Annotated in this window: 16 protein-coding genes; 8 read left to right on the forward strand and 8 right to left on the reverse strand. The window is 43.4% G+C overall.

What is annotated here, in order from left to right; translation table 11 throughout:
- Positions 1–273: 273 nt before the first annotated feature.
- From Q0788_RS12815 to hppD, 3 genes are all read right to left on the reverse strand, one after another.
- On the reverse strand, positions 274–615 hold the full coding sequence (locus Q0788_RS12815) for a 4a-hydroxytetrahydrobiopterin dehydratase (RefSeq protein WP_298811295.1): 342 nt from the start codon (positions 613–615) through the stop codon (positions 274–276).
- Positions 616–764: 149 nt separating this feature from the next.
- Positions 765–1,712 carry a phenylalanine 4-monooxygenase gene (gene phhA, locus Q0788_RS12820; protein WP_298811297.1) on the reverse strand — a complete coding sequence of 316 codons (948 nt, stop codon included), beginning with the start codon at positions 1,710–1,712 and terminating at the stop codon, positions 765–767.
- 132 nt (positions 1,713–1,844) lie between these two features.
- Entirely contained in the window at positions 1,845–2,945 is a 1,101-nt protein-coding gene (gene hppD / locus Q0788_RS12825) for a 4-hydroxyphenylpyruvate dioxygenase (protein WP_057759888.1), read from the reverse strand.
- Positions 2,946–3,106: 161 nt separating this feature from the next.
- Between hppD and Q0788_RS12830 the strand changes: the two genes are divergently transcribed.
- The 5 genes from Q0788_RS12830 (at position 3,107) to Q0788_RS12850 (ending at position 8,944) form a co-directional block, all read left to right on the forward strand.
- The gene (locus Q0788_RS12830) at positions 3,107–4,054 is read left to right on the forward strand and encodes a LysR family transcriptional regulator (RefSeq protein ID WP_298811300.1); all 948 of its coding nucleotides are present in this window, start codon (positions 3,107–3,109) and stop codon (positions 4,052–4,054) included.
- Between the two features lie 157 nt (positions 4,055–4,211).
- Positions 4,212–5,408, forward strand: coding sequence for an amino acid aminotransferase (locus Q0788_RS12835; protein ID WP_298811302.1), 1,197 nt, complete (start codon positions 4,212–4,214; stop codon positions 5,406–5,408).
- A 294-nt stretch (positions 5,409–5,702) separates the two neighbouring features.
- Entirely contained in the window at positions 5,703–7,004 is a 1,302-nt protein-coding gene (gene fahA, locus Q0788_RS12840) for a fumarylacetoacetase (RefSeq protein WP_298811305.1), read from the forward strand.
- A 174-nt stretch (positions 7,005–7,178) separates the two neighbouring features.
- Positions 7,179–7,754, forward strand: coding sequence for a VOC family protein (locus Q0788_RS12845; RefSeq protein ID WP_298811308.1), 576 nt, complete (start codon positions 7,179–7,181; stop codon positions 7,752–7,754).
- Positions 7,755–7,891: 137 nt separating this feature from the next.
- Positions 7,892–8,944, forward strand: coding sequence for a TRAP transporter substrate-binding protein (locus Q0788_RS12850; RefSeq protein WP_298811310.1), 1,053 nt, complete (start codon positions 7,892–7,894; stop codon positions 8,942–8,944).
- Between the two features lie 67 nt (positions 8,945–9,011).
- Here the strand turns inward: Q0788_RS12850 and Q0788_RS12855 are convergent, their stop codons facing one another.
- Positions 9,012–9,869: an IclR family transcriptional regulator gene (locus Q0788_RS12855; RefSeq protein ID WP_298811312.1), complete on the reverse strand. Its 858-nt coding sequence runs from the start codon at positions 9,867–9,869 to the stop codon at positions 9,012–9,014.
- 162 nt (positions 9,870–10,031) lie between these two features.
- On the opposite strand from Q0788_RS12855, the gene maiA reads away from it, so the two are divergent.
- Together maiA and Q0788_RS12865 are read left to right on the forward strand one after the other, a co-directional pair.
- Positions 10,032–10,682 carry a maleylacetoacetate isomerase gene (gene maiA, locus Q0788_RS12860; protein WP_298811425.1) on the forward strand — a complete coding sequence of 217 codons (651 nt, stop codon included), beginning with the start codon at positions 10,032–10,034 and terminating at the stop codon, positions 10,680–10,682.
- 349 nt (positions 10,683–11,031) lie between these two features.
- Positions 11,032–12,210, forward strand: coding sequence for a hypothetical protein (locus Q0788_RS12865; protein ID WP_298811314.1), 1,179 nt, complete (start codon positions 11,032–11,034; stop codon positions 12,208–12,210).
- Between the two features lie 171 nt (positions 12,211–12,381).
- Here Q0788_RS12865 and Q0788_RS12870 read toward each other — a convergent pair whose 3' ends face one another.
- The 3 genes from Q0788_RS12870 to Q0788_RS12880 form a co-directional block, all read right to left on the reverse strand.
- Positions 12,382–15,906: a YadA-like family protein gene (locus Q0788_RS12870; RefSeq protein ID WP_298811316.1), complete on the reverse strand. Its 3,525-nt coding sequence runs from the start codon at positions 15,904–15,906 to the stop codon at positions 12,382–12,384.
- Positions 15,907–16,335: 429 nt separating this feature from the next.
- Entirely contained in the window at positions 16,336–17,973 is a 1,638-nt protein-coding gene (locus tag Q0788_RS12875; RefSeq protein WP_298811318.1) for an ATP-binding protein, read from the reverse strand.
- 14 nt (positions 17,974–17,987) lie between these two features.
- Positions 17,988–18,674 carry a response regulator transcription factor gene (locus tag Q0788_RS12880; protein ID WP_057759848.1) on the reverse strand — a complete coding sequence of 229 codons (687 nt, stop codon included), beginning with the start codon at positions 18,672–18,674 and terminating at the stop codon, positions 17,988–17,990.
- Between the two features lie 377 nt (positions 18,675–19,051).
- On the opposite strand from Q0788_RS12880, the gene Q0788_RS12885 reads away from it, so the two are divergent.
- Positions 19,052–19,576: a Spy/CpxP family protein refolding chaperone gene (locus Q0788_RS12885; protein WP_201567212.1), complete on the forward strand. Its 525-nt coding sequence runs from the start codon at positions 19,052–19,054 to the stop codon at positions 19,574–19,576.
- A 150-nt stretch (positions 19,577–19,726) separates the two neighbouring features.
- Here the strand turns inward: Q0788_RS12885 and Q0788_RS12890 are convergent, their stop codons facing one another.
- Positions 19,727–21,325 (reverse strand): hypothetical protein, encoded by a 1,599-nt coding sequence (locus Q0788_RS12890; RefSeq protein WP_298811321.1) that lies wholly within the window; start codon positions 21,323–21,325, stop codon positions 19,727–19,729.
- Between the last annotated feature and the right edge of the window lie 32 nt (positions 21,326–21,357).

The raw sequence follows: 21,357 nt of genomic DNA on the forward strand, positions 1-21,357 counted from the left end.
CTGAGTCCTTTGTACATACCGATAGCCATTAGTACACAGATGGCCAATATAAGAGACAAATGCGGCACCCAGCCAAAACCAATCATGGTGATGCCCATGATACCGATGACAATGGCGGATATGATAAAGGCGAGCTTGGCACTGATTAATGTAAGCGGTTTTGGTGGCATGACACATCCTTAAAATGCCAGTAAATACTGGCACTAAATTGGGTTTGATTTTAATTTTAATGGTAGAAGTATGATTGAAGTGATTTGCTAGTGAAGCAACTTATTACTTACCCAGTAAGTCATCGGTCTTAGCTGCCATGACGAAATCATTGCGATGCAAACCCTTGATACTATGTGACCACCAAGTGACCGTAGCCTTACCCCACTCTACCAATATACCCGGATGATGACCTTCTGCTTCGGCGATTTCTGCCAGTTGATTGGCAAATGCCATTGCTGAGACGAAGTTTTTGAATTTATACTGACGCTGCAATTGCTGAATACCATCTACTTCGATCAATGACCAATCAGGAATTTGCGGTAATAGTTCTCGTGCTTCGGCTTCATCAACTTTCGGTGCGCCAATGCGGCAGGCTTCGCAGCTGTTTTGTGATAATGCTGTCATAATAAAATCCTTTTATAATGGCTGTTTTTAATGGTTGTTTTGATAGCTATTTTCTAATACTTGTACATTGATGTTGATATAGCTGTATTGCTATCTCAATACTTCGTACTGAAGCGATAGTTTTCATGTTTAATTTTGAATTAACGTTTTTAACGGGTTTTTTCTGGATAGGTCGGCTCAAATAGTCCAAGCGACATTGCCTTTTTGACCGCTCCCATAATGTCACTATTGACGATATCAAATAAGGTATCTAATTCATCAATGACATAGTAGATCGGCTGTATCTGATCAATACGATAAGGCGTCCGCAACACATCGAGCAAATCAAACGCTCGGTGCTCAGGTTGAGACTGAGGTTGAGATTGCGGCTTGTTTTGAGCGACTGAGAGCTCTTGCGGCATCCGATTAAGTGCGTAGACTGTTTCAGAAGGTGAGCTCAATATACCGCCGCCGTAAATTCTACGATTTTCTACGCGACTGCCAACCAACCCAAACTCAATAGTGAACCAATACAGCCTTGCTAAAAACCAACGCTCATCTTTTGTTGCGCTAAGACCAAGCTTACCATACGTCTCATTAAAGGCTGCAAACGCAGGATGAGTCAATAGCGGACAATGCCCAACGATTTCATGAAAAATATCAGGCTCTTCAATATAGTCCATATCATCGAATCGACGAATAAACGTCGCCACAGGAAAGGACTTATTGGCCAGTAATTTAAAGAATTTACCAAAGCTAATTAATGCCGGCACAGCGGCGGTCTGCCAACCTGTGGTCGCTTGCAATACCTCATCGATATCATGCAACTGCGGGATATGCGTCGTCGGTAAATTTAACTTAGTCAAACCCTCTAGATATGCAGTACACGCACGATTGGGCGTTTGTTCCGCTTGACGTGCCAGCAGCGCTTGCCACATCGCATGCTCATTATCACTATAGTGAATATGACCATTACTATCTGGCTGGTGTGAGATGTACGGCTGTTTTTTATTTGTCGCGTTAGAATAACTGGACGCATCGTTGCTTTGCTTATTAGTCGCAACGCTATTGGTACCGATGGCAGTATTAAGAGAATCTATCTGTGATAGGCGTTCCATGCCTGTATTCCTTTTATCGCAATGAGAGCATTACCTTTGCTGTCGTGCTTGTAGGTAATACTCCTATTAAGGACAACACAAACTCCTTTTGTCTTGTCCATTGATTAAATGTGGTCTAAGCGTTAGATAATATTATAGCGTTTCAGTCTCTGGCTGACCGACTGTGCCGCGACGTACTTGGTCACGCTCTATCGACTCAAACAACGCTTTAAAGTTACCTTCACCAAAGCCATCTGCATAATCGCCTTTACGCTGAATAAACTCAAAGAACACTGGGCTACCCAAGATGGTCTCAGAGAAAATCTGTAGCAGCAGACGCGGTGCACCGCCTTCTGTCGTACCGTCTAACAAGATACCGCGCGTTTGCAAGTCAGCGACATTTTCACCATGGTTTGGCAAACGCTCGCTCAGCATTTCATAGTAAGCAGCATTTGGTGCAGTCATAAGTGGAATACCAGCCGCTTTTAGCTTATCGATACTGGCAAACAAGTCATCACTGGCTAGCGCAATGTGCTGAATACCTTCGCCATTGAAATGCATTAGGTACTCTTCGATTTGACCACCGCCCTGCTTGGCTTCTTCATTCAGTGGAATACGGATTTTTCCATCAGGTGCGGTCATGGCTTTGCTAGTTAGTCCCGTGTACTCACCTTTGATATCAAAGTAGCGAATCTCGCGGAAATTAAAGATACGCTCATAGAATTTTGCCCAGTACGCCATGCGTCCACGATAGACGTTGTGCGTTAGATGGTCGATGACTTTGAAGCCATAGCCGACAGGGTTTCTGTCGATATCTGCAAAGAACTCAAAGTCGACATCATAGATAGATTCGCCGTCTTTATAGCGGTCAATCAAATAGATTAGTGAGCCGCCGATGCCTTTGATAGCTGGCAATCTAAGCTCCATCACCCCAGTTGGCACATCTACTGGCTGCGCACCCATTTCAACCGCACGCTCATACGCTTTTTTGGCATCTTTTACCCGAAAGCCCATGCTACAAGCACCAGCGCCATGCTCTTCAACGAAGTAACTGGCTTGGCTTTTCGGCTCGCGATTTAGGATAAGGTTGATATCACCTTGGCGATATAGAGCAACGTCTTTCGAGCGATGATTGGCGACATGGGCAAAACCAAGCTGCTTAAACAATGCGTCGACTGCATCAGGCTGCGGAGAAGCAAACTCGACAAAATCAAATCCATTTAGTCCCATTGGGTTGTCAAATAAATCTGCCATTGTAATTATCCTTAATTTCAATTGGTGGTAAAAAATCGGTTATTAGCGAAAATCTATAAAACGATTAATAATCAATCTTTATTGTTGACGTTGTATTTATATTAGATTAGCTTTATTTATAAGACTAATTGTTTTTTATGATTTATTTATCAGGTTTACTTATGAATATCAGCATTCGCCAATTGACCGCATTTATCAAAGTCGCTGACAACGGCAGCTTTACTCGTGCCAGCGAACAGATGTATTTGACTCAGTCTGCTGTTAGTGGATTGATTAAGGAATTAGAGACTGGCCTCGGTATCGTGCTGTTTGATCGCACCACTCGCCAGTTGTCTCTGTCAGCAGTAGGACGGCATCTACTACCACAAGCGCGGCGTATCTTGAATGAGATGCAGCTGTTTGAAAATGAAGCGAGTAGCTTGACCAGCTTGGCCCAAGGTCAGGTACGCTTGGCGGTGTCACAGTTTGCAGCATCTTCCCTACCCGCAGTCATCGCTCAATTTGCCAAAGAATATCCAAATATCGGCGTCTCACTATTGGACTGTTCAGCCGAGAATTTGCTTAAGCATATCCAAGATATCGAAGTCGATTTAGGCGTTGGCACCGAGCTTGGTTTTATAGAAACTGAAGATGACATCGGGGCTGACTTGTTATATCAGCTACCTTTTTGCGTGGTTATGCCAGACAGCCATGCGTTGGCACAAAGAGATGAAATTACTTGGCAAGATTTATTAGAAACGCCACTAATTACCTTACAAGGTCCGTTCCTAGATCAAGTAACCGCAGAGCTCGACGACTCTATCTCCGCTCACGTTCAACAAGCTCGATACAAGGTGAACTTTATGTCCACCGCGCTTGAGATGACACGCCAAGGCTTTGGTATCACGCTGTGTCTGCCTTATATGCCTGAAGTTATTGATTGGGTCAGCGCCAATGGTCTGCTGATGCGACCACTCACTCAACCAGTCAAAATGCGGCAATTCTTTATCTATCAGCGTGCCTCGCGGGCGCTCTCTCCGGCGACAATTGCTTTTAAGCAGTTTTTGCAAACCTATTTTGCGACCCATTATAACGACCTACATCATTCTGAATCATCGTCTAGCGAATGACGTATAGCATGTCAAATGCGCTTGATAGATGGATAAACAATCTATTTGGCTATTTATTTTATTAATTGCCGTATATAACCCACTCTCGTGTTGAGTTCAGCCGCGATTTGCTCTATGATTTTCGGCTGCTCGATTTATATTTTTATAAGGAAATGGCATGTTTGAACGTATCGATTATTACGCTGGTGATCCAATCTTAGGTCTTATGGAAAAATACTCAGCAGATAGCAATCCTAACAAGGTCAATTTAGGTATTGGTATTTATTATGATGAGAATGGCGTACTGCCTGTACTCGACTGTGTAAAAACAGCCGAAGAGCGTATTGCTGATCCTATCGCACCGCGTCCATACCTACCAATGGCAGGTCTTCCAGGCCACCGTAAAGGCTGTCAGGAATTACTGTTCGGTAAAGACGCTCAGATTTTAAAAGACGGCTTGGTCGCTACTATCGCTACAATCGGTGGTTCTGGCGCGTTGAAAGTTGGTGCTGAATTTATTCATGACTGGTTCCCACAAGCTAAGTGCTATGTGAGTGATCCGACATGGGGCAACCATATTGCTATCTTTGAAGGCTCTGATGTAGAAGTCGGTAAATACCCGTACTACGACAAAGCCAACAGCAGCATCAAATTTGATGAAATGATTGCGTTTTTTGAGACATTAAACAAAAATGACGTTATTTTGCTACACCCATGCTGCCATAACCCAACCGGTATGGATTTGACCCAAGCGCAATGGGATACCGTACTCAACGTCGTAAAGGCGCGTGAGCTGATTCCATTCATGGACATCGCTTATCAAGGGTTTGGCGAAGACATGGACAGCGACGCTTACGCTATTCGTAAAGCAATTGAGATGGGCTTGCCCTTGTTTGTTAGCAACTCATTCTCTAAAAACTTATCGCTATACGGCGAGCGCGTCGGCGGCCTATCAGTCGTCTGCCCAACCGTAGACGAAACCGATCGCGTATTCGGTCAGCTAAACGCAACCGTACGCCGTATTTACTCAAGCCCGCCATCACATGGTGGACGCGTGGTCGATATCGTCATGAATGATGAAGCACTACATGAGCAGTGGGTTGGCGAAGTTTATGCGATGCGCGACCGTATCAAAGCCATGCGCCTAAAGCTAAAATCGGTATTAGAAGCTAAAATCCCTAACCGTAACTTTGACTACATCACTCGTCAAAACGGTATGTTTAGCTTTACTGGTCTCACGCCTGAGCAAGTCGAGCGTTTACAAACTGAGTTTGGTATCTATATGGTTTCTAACTCACGTATGTGTGTGGCTGGACTAAATACCAGCAACATCGACTATGTGGCCAATGCCATGGCAGACGTCCTAAAAGACTGATTAGCCCACGTAAGCCATGTTACTCAATATGTAACTTTATAAAAAATAAACATAGATAAGAAAGGCTGAGCGATTGCTCGGCCTTTTTTTGTGCCTAGCATTTAATCAAAATTATTTTATTAAAATCATCTAGTCAGAACCGTTTAGCTAAAACACTGACAACCACTTTTCAAAGCAGCCTTTTCACAAAAGACATTGCACAAAAAACTTGCAATCCATATATCAATAAATTACATTATACGTAAGTGATTAATTATAACGTAATTCATAATGTATATTAGCAAGGAGCAAATCATGTCAACGACTGACAGCACCCTCACCTCTTTTATCGATATCGCTACTGACTCTGACTTTTCTATTCACAATCTCCCTTATGGCATCTTTAGCGAAACTAAAGACGCTGCTAGTGATAACAAGCGCCGTGCAGGCGTTGCCATCGGTGAGCATGTGCTCGACCTGTCTGTATTAGAGACAGAAGGCTTGTTAAGTTTGGACGGTGGCCCTTATTTTGACCAATCCACTCTAAATGCTTTTATTGATTCTGGTCGAGACAATTGGACGCAGGCACGCTCGACTATTCAAACATTGCTGTCTAATGACAATGACACCTTACGTGACAATGCAGGCTTGCAAAAAAAGGCGCTGTTCAAGCAAGCAGACGTCACCATGCACCTACCAGTGCAAGTACCGGGCTTTACAGATTTTTATTCATCGAAAGAGCATGCGACCAACGTCGGCACCATGTTCCGCGATCCAAACAACGCCCTATTGCCTAACTGGACCGAAATGCCAGTTGGTTATAACGGACGCGCCAGCACCGTCATCGTCAGTGGAACTGATATCGTGCGTCCATCTGGTCAGCTAAAGCCTAGCCCTGATGAGCGTCCTATTTTTTCTGCCTGTAAGCGCTTGGATTTTGAGCTAGAGACCGCCTTTGTCGTTGGTAAAGGTAATCATATCGGTCAGCCAATCGCCGTAGATGATGCCGCTGATCATATCTTTGGCATGGTGTTGCTCAATGACTGGTCAGCCCGAGATATCCAAAAATGGGAATACGTGCCATTAGGTCCATTTAATGCCAAGACCTTTGCCTCCGAGGTGTCTCCTTGGATTGTCACCATGGATGCGTTGGCTCCGTTCAAAACAGCTTGTCCAACACAAGAACCCAAGCCACTCGCTTATTTAAATGAAAAAGCGAGCGATAACAGCTTTGATATCAATCTATCAGTTGAGTTGCTGCCTGAAAATGCGGAAACAGCGACCATCATTTGCGAGACCAACTTCAAATACATGTACTGGTCAATGGCACAGCAGCTCACTCACCACACTATCACTGGCTGCAAAGTCGAAGTTGGTGACATGATGGGCTCAGGTACGATTTCAGGGCCAACGCCTGACTCTTATGGTTCAATGCTAGAGATTGCTTGGAACGCTACCAAACCAGTCACGTTAAAAGGCGGCGAGACGCGCAGCTTTATCGAAGATGGTGACACGGTCATTATAAAAGGCTATAGCGAAAAAGACGGCATCCGTGTTGGCTTTGGTGAAGTACGCGGCAAAGTACTACCAGCGCTTAGCTTTGATTTTGACAAGTAGCATTTGGAAAGTAGCGACTGATAAATAGTATTTAAGAAATAACATAGATAGAGAAATAGCAAAATAGGTGTAAAAATTCTCATGCAGGCGGATAGGAAGACAAACGCATTCACCTACTCATCGTTATGTGAATAAAGCCAAATGAGTGACGCGCCTTATCAAAAGGAGTTTGATATGAGCTTTCAAATTGAGAAAATCCATCATGTAGCTTACCGCTGCAAAGATGCAAAAGAAACCGTCGAATGGTATAAGAAAAATCTAAACATGGATTTTATCTTGGCATTCGCAGAAGACCATGTGCCTTCGACCAAAGCCTTTGACCCCTATATGCACGTCTTTTTGGACGCTGGTAATGGCAATGTCTTAGCGTTTTTTGAAGTACCCAACCAACCTGAGATGGGCTTTGATCCTAATACTCCAAGTTGGGTGCAGCACTTAGCGCTAAAGGTTAAGGACCGTGATACGCTAATCGTTGCCAAGGAACATTTAGAAAATGCAGGCATTGATGTTATTGGCGTGACCAATCACGGTATATTCCACTCGATTTACTTCTTTGATCCCAATGGTCATCGCCTCGAGCTGACCTATGACGATCCAACTTCAGAAGACAAAGTATCGATGATTACAGATGCCATCAAGCAAGACATGCTAGATGAGTGGTCTCGTACCAAGCGTGCTCCTGCACACACGCAGTTTTTGCATAGTGATGAGCTGGCTGAAGCACGCGAGGTTGCTCCTGTCGGCGAGTAACTCTCCTGTCATCCTGTTTGCTACTTTTTTACATGATCAGTTAATCATCGCTTTAAGTATAAAAATGATGATTAGCGACACGGCCTACATAATGAAAGGTAGCGAACCATATCTAACCATCATGAAAGGATTCTATGATGAAAGTAAGAACCCCCTTAGGAATACTCTTGGCTGCCTCGCTTGCGATGACTGGTTGCTCCAATAACGACCAAGCAGCAGGCGCCTCTACAGATACAGGTGAGGTGACGACGTTGCGATTCTCGCATTTTATGACTGCCACTGACAATATAAACACCGAAGCATTGGAACCTTGGGCAAAAAAAATTGAAGCCGATTCAAAAGGCCGCTTAAAGGTTGAGATATACCCTTCTGCGACGCTCAGCAAACCAGGTGCTACCTATGATGCTACGGCGAAAGGCAGTGTAGATATTGGTATGCAAGCGCAAGGATATACAGCAGGACGATTCCCTTTGACTCAAATCGTAGAGTTGCCAGGCATCACAAATACTGCACAGCAGCAGAGCTGTATACTTCATAAACTATATGACGAGGGTGTCATTAAAGACGAGTACGAAGACACTCACTTGCTAGCGCTGATAGGCACTGGACAAGGTGCACTTCATACGGTTGATAAACCGATTCGTACACCAGCTGATATGAAAGGTCTACGTATTCGCCAACCTTCTGCGGTTGCGAGCCATATTATCGAAGCCACTGGTGCTGCACCTGTCGGCATGCCTGCCAGTGATACTTATACCTCTCTGCAGCGCGGTGTCATTGATGGACTCAGTTTTACTTGGCAACCTATTCAAGCGTTTCGCCTTGATGAGTTAATCAATACACACACCAACATTCCTTTTTATAATTCTACGTTTGTGGTCAGTATGAACAAAGAGAAATATAACAGCTTGCCTGATGACCTCAAAAAAGTGATTGATGACAATTCTGGCGCAGAGCTGGCAGCACATATCTCTAAAGTATTTGACGTCAGCAATGCCAAAGCGATGGCCGCCGCCAAAGCAAAAGGCGATATTATGATTGATATTCCTGATCCACTTAATGATCCAGATTGGAGAGGCCCATTAATGGAAGGTTCTCAGCATTACCTTGATGAAGTAAATGCAACTGGCCTAGACGCTGACAACGTATACGAAAAAGCAAAAGCGGCCAGTAGCGCCTGTATGGTCTAAAGGATACATATCAGATGACTATGGCGTGAATTGAAGGCACGCCCTAGCTTATAGCACCACATACTGGCTAGGCAATTTGATAACGCTGTGCTATCGCCAGTATTTGCTTAACCACGTTATGTTGCTCGCTCATCGGCAATTGCTCTGTTGTTCCAATGATAGTTATAGCATATTCTAGCGGTAAATCTTCACTATCAGTTTTGTCACTACTCGTGGATGGTTTAGTAGCACTATTGGCAAGCTGTGGCAATATAACAGGAATCGTAATGGCGTTAATCCCCATAAGCATATCGCCCGTCACTGTCGCATAGCCTTGAGTACGAATTTTGGCCTGTAGCTGGGTAAAGTGCTGCCTCTTCTCGGCCATATCTGTGGCGGTATTACTCGTATGCCACTCAGCTGTGACCAATGGTTGAATGACGGCATCAGGTTGATAACTGGCAAATAACTGCCCTGTGGCCGATGTCGTCAGCGGCATACGCGAGCCAATGCGAGTGATGATACTAATCGGACTGTCTGGCTCAACGGACTGAATAATAATCGGGCCTTCGCTAAACCATTTGGCAATTTGCACACCGCAGTTTAAGGTGTCTTTGATGTCATTGGCCACTTGCGTGAGACGTGCCAAAAGATTGTTTTGGTTGAGTCCAGTATGTCCTAGTGATGCCAATGCATTGACCCTATCGCCAAGCCCATAGCGACCATCATCGAGCTTACGCGCGTAGTTTTTGCGGATGAGACTGACCAAGTAACGATGGGATTTTGCTGGATGCATTTGCATGGCTTCAGCGATATCTTTTAGCATCATAGGCTCATTGCGGTCGATCAGCACATCGAGTATCGACAGCCCAATCTCAAGCGACTGAACCCCACTTTGGTTTTTACTGGTGATAGAACTGTCTACAAGGGTTTTGTCTGCTGGCATGATTTGCTCGATTCTGGTGTGCTTGGTTATTTTTTAATGATGGCTTGCTTAATAATGGTTTGTTCAATAATGACTTGATCGATCAAATACCAGTGAGATACAGACCTTACTTCATAATATTTATCTTTATAAAAACACATCTACATAAGGACATGAATCATGATGACACTTTATGGCTACTTTCGTAGTAGCACGTCTTACCGTACTCGTATCGCTATGAACTTAAAAGACTTAGATTACGATGATATCACGATCAACCTGGCACAGGATGAACAGTTAGAATCTGCCTTTAAAGCGATTAACCCGCAAGGATTAGTGCCTGTCCTACAAGCTGACGATTTATTATTATATCAAAGTCCAGCTATCTTGGAGTGGTTAGAAGAGGTCTACCCTGAGCACGCACTATTACCTAACGATGCTGCTGGGCGTATGCAAGTACGCGCGCTGAGCGCCATGATTGGTTGCGACATCCACCCAATTAATAATCGCCGAATTTTGCAGTACCTGCGTAATGAGCTGTCAGTAAACGAGGAAGAGGTGATTGCATGGTGCAATCGCTGGATCAGTGAAGGTTTTGCCGCTTTAGAGACACGTTTGGCGGCGGATAACAATCGCGGACAGTTCTGCTATGGGAACAGTCCTACTCTCGCGGATTGTTATTTGATTCCGCAAGTCTCTTCTGCTCGCCGCTTCAAAGTAGATTTGAGCGCTTATCCCAATATCGTCGCTATTGATACTCATTGCCGTACACTAAAAGCATTTGCAGATGCCGACCCTATGGTTCAGCCTGATGCACCGAAACGTGATGCCTAATTTGAAACAGTTTTTATAGGATACCTATCTTTATAAAATATTTATTTTCTCGGCCAAATATTAAGTGACTTAGAATTAACACTTAATACTTGGTCGAGCTTTATTCTTCGCTATTCTTTACCCCTACCTATTTCTACAGCTTGATTTCTAGCTTTATCGCTTAACTTTGCCTCATTGATTACTATTTATTCAATTTTTACAATATAATTTTTAATATATTCATATTAACGGTTGTATGGTGGGCGGCTGTTGGTTATTCTTTATATAAGCATTTGTCATCGCTCAAATTTGTACTTTATCAGCTGTAGAAAAAAGTACTGTCTTATTCATCACAATAAGGTTGAACAATATGAATGATATATCCTCAGCAAAGATAACCACCCTACCATCGGATGCAGCAAACAAGATTTATGCATCAGCAATCATGTTCAGAGATGAAACAGAAAGCGCTAGAAAAATTGCGCCCGTAGTGGTCAATAAACTTTCAGAATTTGCATTATTTAGAATGGGGCTGCCTAAATCGTTAGGAGGATGGGCAGGAAACCCAATAGAAACGCTAAAAACTTATGAGACGTTGGCCAGTGCTGAAGCCTCCGTTGCTTGGATTGTTTGGAACAACCATTTGGCCTGTACATTCGGTCGATTTTTGGACGAGTCCAGTATGAAAGAGGTATACAGTAACCCCTCTCATATTTATGCCAATTCCGCACGTCCTGAAGGCGTGGCCCAAACAGTAGATAATGGCTATATGGTATCAGGACAATGGACACTCGTCTCTGGATGCCAATTGGCTGACTGGTTTGTACTCCGTTGTCTCGTTATCTCCGAAGGCTCTCCTACGACCCTTGGCCCAGGTGCAAATTTAAAGCTATTTTTTATTCCTAAAAAAGATGTAAAAATCATTGATACATGGGACGTGGGCGGCCTAAATGGCACAGGTAGCCACGATATAGTCGTCAAAGACGCTTTTGTCAAAGAGGCTTATGCAGTTGACTTTGATAGTCCTGTGGCTGTCGATACTGCCTACAGTCGTCTGCCTATCGGTTGTATCAATGCTGCTGGCTGTGCGGCGATGGCGCTAGGCGTATTAAAAGCCGCTATGGATGACTTGGTTGATATGTGCCTTGAAAGAGTAACACCTGGTAAGAGTCCAGATCTACGCGACCGTGCAACGGTACAAGCTACCATTGCTAAGAGTAAAACAATACTAGCATCGAAACGCGCCCAACTGCATCACAGTGTAGATATATTATGGAAAGAATCTCAGCAGAAGAACACCTTTACTGATATACAGCTTGCCGATGTGTGGGCAGCGTCTTGTGAAGGCGCAAGAGAAGCTCGTGACATGCTATCTGAAATTTACGCAGTCGCAGGCACAGCCTCCCTATATAAAAAGCATAAGATAGAAAGGGCGCATAGAGATATTCATGCGATTTTGCAGCATGGCATTATTCAACCTCACTGGATGAATCAAGCAGGTATGGCCTATGTTGGACTGAAACCGAATGGCGCAATGTTCAGAATATAGAAGCCCTTAATTAGAAATAATAAGCGCTTGTAAAACACAATTTACAAGCGCTTATTTTGATTTATCGATAGCTTTATTACCTTAATTGTTTATCTTTAAACCGTAAAAAAGCAAGACATCCAATGTCTTGCTTTTTTATAGTCTATCGATAACTACAATTGAGAAGCTTTGTTAGTCAAAATGGAAGCCTGCACCAACTGCACCGCCTACGTTGCCTTGAGTATCTGCTGTACCATTTACCTTAATGACCCAACGACCGTCATTAGATAATTTAGAGAAACCAATTGCTACAGCACTTTCTCCATTATAGGTACCGACACCGCCACCAATCAGTGACTTACCTGCGATATAAGCCTGAGGCATTGCTGACATTGCCATTGCAGCTGAGATACCTGCATTTGCATCGTCTTCTACTTCGTCGATTTTGTAGCCAAGATCGCTCATATTGTTATTGAGTCGACTATCAAGCGCGCTAAGCTGACTATAATTGACGGCGTCTGTTGCTTCGACCCCATCGGCGACACCGGTCATGCGTTGGTTACCAGCATATAGACCTTGAGACGTCATACTTGGCCCATCTTGCATACTGATGCCCTCACTATTGATAACCGTCGTCCCAACTGTGACACTATCAACGCTGATATTACCGTTTAGATCAAATTTAATACTACTACCATCTGCTGTGGTGGTGATGTTATTGCCACCAGTGAAGCTTAGGACACTACCATCGCCAATTGGTTTGTTGATATTGGCACCACTGTCTGCACCAAAATTGAGTCCAGCATTTAGCTTGTCCGTGTTGGTTTCGATATTCGTAGTATTGGTCGTGATATTGCTGGTATTCGTAGCAATATTTGTCGTATTGGTCGCGATATTGGTTGTATTAGTGGTAATGCTCTCTGTGTTAATTTGCACATTTTCACTAATTTCAATCGTGCCTTGTCTGATAGAAGCAATCGCACCATCGATATTGCTTTCACCCGTTCCACCAATGTCACTGTTGATGAAAGTACCATCTTCGGCATTGTAAACAGTGTCACCACCGATAATACTGCTGATACCAGTTCCTTGGGCATAAAGCTGACCACCATTTATAGCGTCCTGACTTGTCGCCGAAACTTCCCCATTTTGAACGTTGGTAATTTTGGTATTAGCGGCATCAATACCACTTTTCGTGATGCTTGGGCCACCTGCAATGGTCAGTCCATTATCATTCATAACCGTACCACCAGTGGTTACGCTATTCAAAGTAATATCTGGGTTCAAATCAAAGCTAATGTCATTAGCATTGGTAGGTATGGCTACAGCTTGTAGTGATGGACTACTATCGAAAGCAGCCACATCACTCACTGATTTCCTAGATACCTTGATATTACCGTCTTTACTACTGAGGTCGACAGCATCTCCTTGTTTTACCATCGTAGCGATATCACCTTGAGCGGTGATGCCCCAACCTTGATCTAAGGCAATGGCGACATCTTTTAACTGCCCAACATTGACAGCATCCGTATTTAGCACACCTTCCCCAACGTTGCGAATGGTGTTGCCTCCATTGTCTAGACCACGGCTACTCAATGAGACCTGCGAAACCATTCTATTCACGCCATTTCCAACGAAGGTAAAGCCTGCATCACTCATGATGCTATTGCCTATCTGTATACTGCCATCATCTCCGAGGTCTAACTGATTATTGAGCTCAAATGAGATATCATTACTGTCTGCTGTTTTAGAGACAATGATGTTGCTGTTTTTACTATTAAAGTCAACTGAGTCGCCAGGCTCTACGGTACTTACAGTGGTAGCGATACCTTGTGTACTAATATCCCAACCTTTATTAGCTGTTTCTTTAACACCTTCTAGCTGACTGACATTGACAGCGTCTTTAGCCTGTATACCATCATCAACATTCACAATTCTTTTGTTTCCAGCATTTATACCACCAGACCTAGTTACGCTTGGACCATCGATAATTGTTAAACCATCCATGGTTAGAACAGTACTAGGAATACCTAATGGGCCATTCACAAATACCCCTAAGCCATTAACTGCTGTACTGCCTAACCAATTACCTGTCAAGACACCTAGGCTATTAACAGTTGTTACAGGACCTAAACTATAAGGAAGGCTACTACTACTTCCCATTTTGACACTTCCATTAGTGCCAAGGTCTACGTTTTCAGCTAACTTTACAGTTAGGGTATTAGTACTAGCATCAGACTCTACCCCAATGTTGCCTGTAGTTAAAGCAGCAGTGGCTTCTGCACCACCTTTGATATTAAGTGTCTCACCAAGCTTACGATCCACGGGAGCTCCTCTATCACTCGCAAAGGTAATCTTGCTTTCTGATAAATCTTCAATAGATTGATTAGTAGCGTGTAGCTGACTACCATTGATAGCATCAGTACTGTCTGTATTGACTGCTCCAGCAGCAACGTGCTTGATCTGACGCTCATGTTCTACTGAACCAACAGATACTTGTGCTCCTTTATCACTTGTTACACCAGCGTAATTATAGATCTTGTTGCCGATAATAAGGTTCTTTTCCTCCGTAGCTTCACTAAGCGTAGTTGATCCTGCACCTAAAGCTACAGAACCGTCTCGACTTGCTGACGCCCCCACACCAAAAGCAGAAGATGCTGCACCTACTGAGCTTGAACGGACACCGACAGCAGTAGAAAGATTACCTTCGGACCGTGCTTTAACACCAACTGCTAAGGATGCAGCGCCCCCTGCTTCAGTATGCCCATATGGATTATTTGGATCCTCTATAAGATCACTACCAGTATATGCATTGAATAAGTCGTTAACACCATCAACATTTGCAGCAGCATCTAAATCATCACCACCAATAGCGATAGATGAGTGTCCTTTTGAGACAACATTGGCACCAATAGCAATAGATTGTTCACCACTTGCCAGCGTCTGTTGTCCAAATTCAGAGCTACCAATAGCGATGGTTTGGCTGCCAGTCGCCTTTGCATTGCCACCCATGGCCATAGCGTTATAACCTGTTGCGCCATCGTTGTTGGCATTGCCAATAGCTTCAGAGTCAACACTATAATATTTAGTTTTGTTATCCTTGACTATATTAACTAGCCTATATAGCTGCGAGCCATTAACTGCATCTTTACTCCCTGCTATCACAGCACCATTGGATACATTGGTGATTTTGTTATTACCATTGTTTAGGCCACTATTGCTCAAAGTGATACTATTGGCTAGATTTGTGGCTGTAATCTTAATGCCAGAGTTATCGACTAAGGTATCACCCGTCTTAAGACTGCCATCAGTCCCTAAGTCGACATTTTCATCGAGCTTTATCGTTAGCGCTTTATCACGCCTACTAGCAGTCACGCTGATATTTTTGGTATTGGGATCGCCCGAGACTGTCTCTCCACCCTGCACCGTTAGTGTTTGATGAAGGAATGAATTGGTATGTATTCTAGGTGTTGGGTCGTCTCCAACAAAGTAAGTACCCAATGCATTTGCCTGCATGCCAAAGCCAGCACCTAGTAGCCCAAGCGCTATGGTGCTCAGACGTATCGTACGGATAACGGACAGGTTAGACGTTGTATTGATGGTAGCGTTAGAGCTAACGCTAGATTTGGAAGATTTGCCACGTCCCTTCGCGTATTCACCAACGGCGGTAAAACAACTTAAGGCTTCATTCCAGATGACTTTATAGATGCGGTTCATGATGCGTACTCCCTTACAGACTTGTCAGATTTAAAAAATCAGAGATAAGATCTATGTCAGAGAGACGATGTGACAAAATAAAACGGGTTATAAGCTTATAATAACGAGACCTTGTTCAAATAATAGTTGTAGTAGTCTTTAAGGAATAAGACGTTCTGTTTTGTATAATCTTTATCACTCTCTGTATATATTAGTATCACCGAATATATACAGAGAGACAATGCCGTTTATCCGTGTTTTGATACCGTTCGTCTATTATATTCACATAAACGAATATAAATACTTTTAATTTTTGTCTATTTATAATAAATTACGTCGGTTTTAAAAAGAGTCAGCTTTTATCTACTATCAAATATGCGCTTATACACATTAAAAATACATGATAAGCGCATATTGGTTACATAAATTATTTCTGCATTATTTATCTTTTTATCTGCTAGGTAGCACTATTTGAACCACCAACCCTTGAATACCATCTTGCCGGTTATGAGCATTGATATATCCTTTATGCGCCATAACTACAGCATGAACAATGGCCAATCCAAGACCATAGCCGCCAGTATCACGATGCCGAGCAGTATCGAGCCGCACAAAAGGATGAAAAATACGTTCTAAGTCTTTTTCTGCGACACCGCCACCTTCGTCTGTTATATTAATTTGAACAGCTGGTGCCTTATTATCCATTTGTATTGCCTTTACTTCAGCAATCACTGTCGAACCCGCTGCCGTGTGCATAAAAGCATTGCGAATGACATTTTCAAGTGCGCTATATAACTGCTCTGCATTACCTTGGACTGTCCAAAATCCTTCCAAACTATCTAACGCTGAGGCTACAGGCGGTTGCCATTGCCAATGCACGTCTTTATGTTGAAACTCAAAGCAGACATCCTCTCCGATACTGCTAATGATGTCAGATATGTCGACTGCCTCACTCTCCAAATTATCGACGGTATATTGCTGCATTTGTAGGGATTGAATATGAATGATTTGCTCAATTAGCTCATTCATTCGTGTAGATTCTTTATCGATACGGTCTAGATAGCGATTGGCATTGGGCGCAAAGTCTCGAGTCAGCTCAGTCGCTACATCCAGACGAGCAAGCGGCGAACGCAGCTCATGTGAGATATCACTGAGCATCTGCTTACGTGCCAGCTCACTGTCAACCAGTCTCGTCGATAGATGGGCGACGTCTTTGGCAAGTAGCCCCAACTCATCATCGCCCATCTTGGACAGTTCTGGGTTGGCTTGATAGTTACCATCAATCATACGGTGTACGGTATTTTGTACACGGCCAATTCGCTGGGTTAGCGTACGACTGAGCCATATGCAGACCAATACACTAAAGATAACAATCAATAGCAAACGGATTGGAAAATTACCGTGCTGTATTTCTACCACGTCTGAGAAACGCAAGTGCGGACGCAACTGTATGATAATTGACTGACCATCAGGTAATTCAACAGACATATCGGCCAATTCAGGACGAGTATCGATATCAGCCACTGCGGCACTACTTGCTGTTCTTGGTTTTAGAAATTTTTGCCAAAAAGACGGCTCATCTTTTGGTATCTCATTGTCGTGTTGGCGCAGTCTATTGTCAGCATTGCGGCCTTCTACGCCATAAACATTACTCTCTATTCTAGGCGGTCTAGACGGTATTTGCTGCAACGGTTGTATTGCACGATCCATTAGCTGCCGACCACTTTGCAGCTGTCCTTGCGCGCGCTCATCTTTTTCACGGTAACGCGGGAATATAATAGCGCCCTGCTCATCATAGACTCTGATTTGATTCATCAACTGGCGGTCTTGACGATACATCTGCCTGACAGACTCTACATCACCAGCCCGTAGTGACGCGACCATCTCTTTACGCTTTATTAATAGGCTATCGATTTGCACGTCCATACGAGAGGTCAGCTCTTTTTCAGCTAGCCAGCGTTCTACCACGATGGACAGTACAGAGGTGATTAAAATCGTCAGTAATAGGCTCAGAAACAGACGCCAAAACAAGGTGATGCGCACCTTAAACTTAGGTGCTTTTTTGAGATTCTGCTCAGCAGCTTTCATCGATATGTCCGTCATTACAGCACCAGTTGATAACCTTTTCCACGCACCGCTTTTATTGGCTCATCGTGGAAAGGTTGAAGTTTTTTGCGTAAGCGAGATACATGTACATCAAGGCTACGGTCAAATGGCTGTAACTCACGCTGCAAAACGTTTTCTGACAGCCATGCTTTACTGACCACCTCCCCTTTTTGCTTGAGTAGAGCCACGAGCAGATCAAACTCTGTACCAGTGACTTGTAGCGTCACCCCATCTATCTGACAGGCACGTTGGTTTTGATCGAGGTGCAAACGACTCTCTGGCAACGGAGTATGCTCTGATGCGGTCGTATTGGTACGTTTAATCACTGCATTAATACGTGCCAGCAGCTCTCGTGGGTTACAAGGTTTGGTAATATAATCATCGGCACCAAGCTCTAGACCAATAATACGATCAATCTCTTCCCCTTTTGCCGTCAGCATAATGACTGGAATATCGATAATATTTGGTAATTGGCGCAGGACACTCAATCCATCCAGTTTTGGCATCATAATATCGAGCACGAGTAAATCATAAACCGTATCTTCGTGTGCTACCGCTTTGAGTCGTTGTATGACTGCTGCACCATCATGCACGCAGTCACAGCGAATACCGTGATTGTCCAAGTACTCTTGCAATAACTGAGTCAACTCTTCGTCGTCATCGCCTATCAGGATGTTTGGCATACTTCTCTCCTTTAATTTTTATTTATCTCTATTTACTCAATCCAATCACTCTATAGTAATCATGACGCAATAAATCCGCGTACAAGTGTCATTGTGATATGGTTAGCGAAATTGCCGCCGTGGCATTCTTATTGTCGGTAGACTGTAGTTAACCATATTATCAGGCAAGCACTTGCCAATTCACCAGAAACGTTACCTTTCTTAATACTTCATAAATGTTCGTAACCTTTAACTGTCGTAATATACTCATATCAACAGCAAGTATTGCATTTCTAAGATGGCTGACCATAACGAGCGATAACGTTCAACAGATGCTACTTGCGAGATAAAAATTTAGTGCTTATGAAATCAAACTCAATGTAATCAAGGATATTATGATGAAAAAATTACTATTAGGCTCAGTATTAGCAGCGTCTAGCATATTTACAGTAACCGCTTGCACCAGCGTTAACGCAACCACTGATACAACGCCAACTGCGCAAATGCAAAAGAACCACAAAGATGGCATGAAAAAAGGTGAGATGAGAGGCCCAATGTCAAAATTGGATCTAACAGCGACACAGCAAGCGCAAATCAAAGCCATCATGCAAAACAAACGTGGCGATCGCACTGCTGACCGTGCAGAACATCAAGCAGAACGCGCGCAAATGGATCAGCAAATACAAGCGCTGACCAATGCCAGCACTTTGAATACTGCTGCTTTAAACCGTCTGGCTGATCAACGTGCGGCAAAAGAAAAGCAACGCTTTATCGAACGTGTACAAACCCAACATGCCATCGCTCAAGTGTTGACTGCTGAGCAACGTGCAAAGATGGAACAGATGAAGTCAGAGAGACAAGAAAAAGGTCGCAAGCATTCAAAAGATCGTAAAGGCCATGACAAACAGCATCAAGGTATGTAATAAGCCACTCCGGAAAAGTGTTATTTTACCTAGCTGTATACGTATAAAATGAAAAAGCGCGCCGTTAATAGGTGCGCTTTTTTTTAATGCAAAATTATCCTGTTCAAAAACTAATAATGCTTTCTATTTACTCATTAATACTCTAACCAGTTACTCAACCGAACCAAAACGCTCTCTGACCATCGGCAACATGTTAAAGACCATTTTACCTACTGCCGTGCCATTACCATCTTGGTAGTATTGCAGCAGCTCTGGAGCATACTTTCGTAAATCAATGCTATTGCTAGCGTTCGGCGACTGCACATTGCTTGGTAGGTTAGGGAACGCCAAATCCTTAGTGCCGATAGCAGAATACTGTTGCAACACATCTATCCTCATACCCTTATTGTTATTCGCTTCGCTAGTGTTATCTAACTGACGACGTAAGTGCTCCCATTTGAGTTGACCGCGTTTATCAAACCCGTACAGTTCCTGTACTTCTGTATTGGCAACGGTCTCACCTGTCGTGGCTTCCTCATTCATTTGATTTTTTATCATAGCCAGTATTTTTTGTACTATAGACTTACTGGTGAATACCTTTGGATTTTGAATCGACTCAAACGCTGTCATCGGTTCGGGTTCTTGTACTAGCTCTGGGTATTTTTCACTGATCCGATCGTAGAAAATTTGCATATATTTCTGTTGCGACGCTTGATAATCCCCAAAGCTTTGTACTCGGCGAATGATTTGATCGCTTGGTAGCATAGCCGATAACTGGTGCGCAGGCAGTTTTGGAGACAGTGAAGCAAGTGAGTTAGGAGCAACATAATTAAACTGGCTAACAGGAGCCGCATCATAAGTCGCATCTAACGCCGCAAAGTGGCTTTTGATTACTTCACCACCAAACCCTTTAGGTAACGTACCATCATCAATGGGTATTTTTAACCATTTGTTTTGCCATTTTGTACCGAGTTTATTATCTAACAATTCTGAGTTTAGAATCGCAAAATTATCTGCCCATAGGTAAATATCACCGTTTTTAAAATCCATATAAATAGGCTGGTTGATACTGCTGTGATGATTACGTGCTTGATATTGTGCACTAGCGAGCATCGTAGCCTTGCCTGCCATCGGTTGATAAATCCCTTGAGAATCGATAGAAAGCGGCTTTAGTAGATACTCATCTAATAACTGTGCTTTTTTCACATCTAACGGTCTTTGTTTATCTTCATAATTATCAAATAGCGCTTGATAATCTGGTGCTACTTTTACATCACTATCGTATTGATGGTCATCCCATGCATGATAGGCAGCTACGCACTCAAAATACGACTGCCTTATGCTGTCACGCTTAGTATCGTAATCCACCGCTAAGATATCTTTGTTTTGCTGTTCTGCTTGCAGGATTAGAGCGGCGTACGCTTGGTCATGTGTCTCTTCGCAATGTTCATCTATGTAGTCTGATGCCGCCATTTTCTCCGTACTAGTATTAGTATCGGCATCAGCATCTGTAAATTGTTGGTTATTGCCAATTTCAAGATTGCTATGATAGCTAAAGGACTGACGTCGCTGTTTTTGCAGGGCTGTTTCTAGTGTTTTTTTGGCAATGCTAGGTGCTTGTTTTACAGCCGCCGTGTTGGACTGGCCCAAACTGGTAGACTGGCAACCTGTTAACAACAGCGCCCCTGTCAAAAATGCGCTGGTGACTAGCAGATTGTTTTTAGTCTTAAATGGTAGACGTTGTGCAATGGTGTGATGTACTGTTTTCATTTTTTATCCTTAATAGATATGAGCGTAAATGC

This window comes from uncultured Psychrobacter sp., assembly GCF_947500265.1.
Lineage (GTDB): Bacteria > Pseudomonadota > Gammaproteobacteria > Pseudomonadales > Moraxellaceae > Psychrobacter.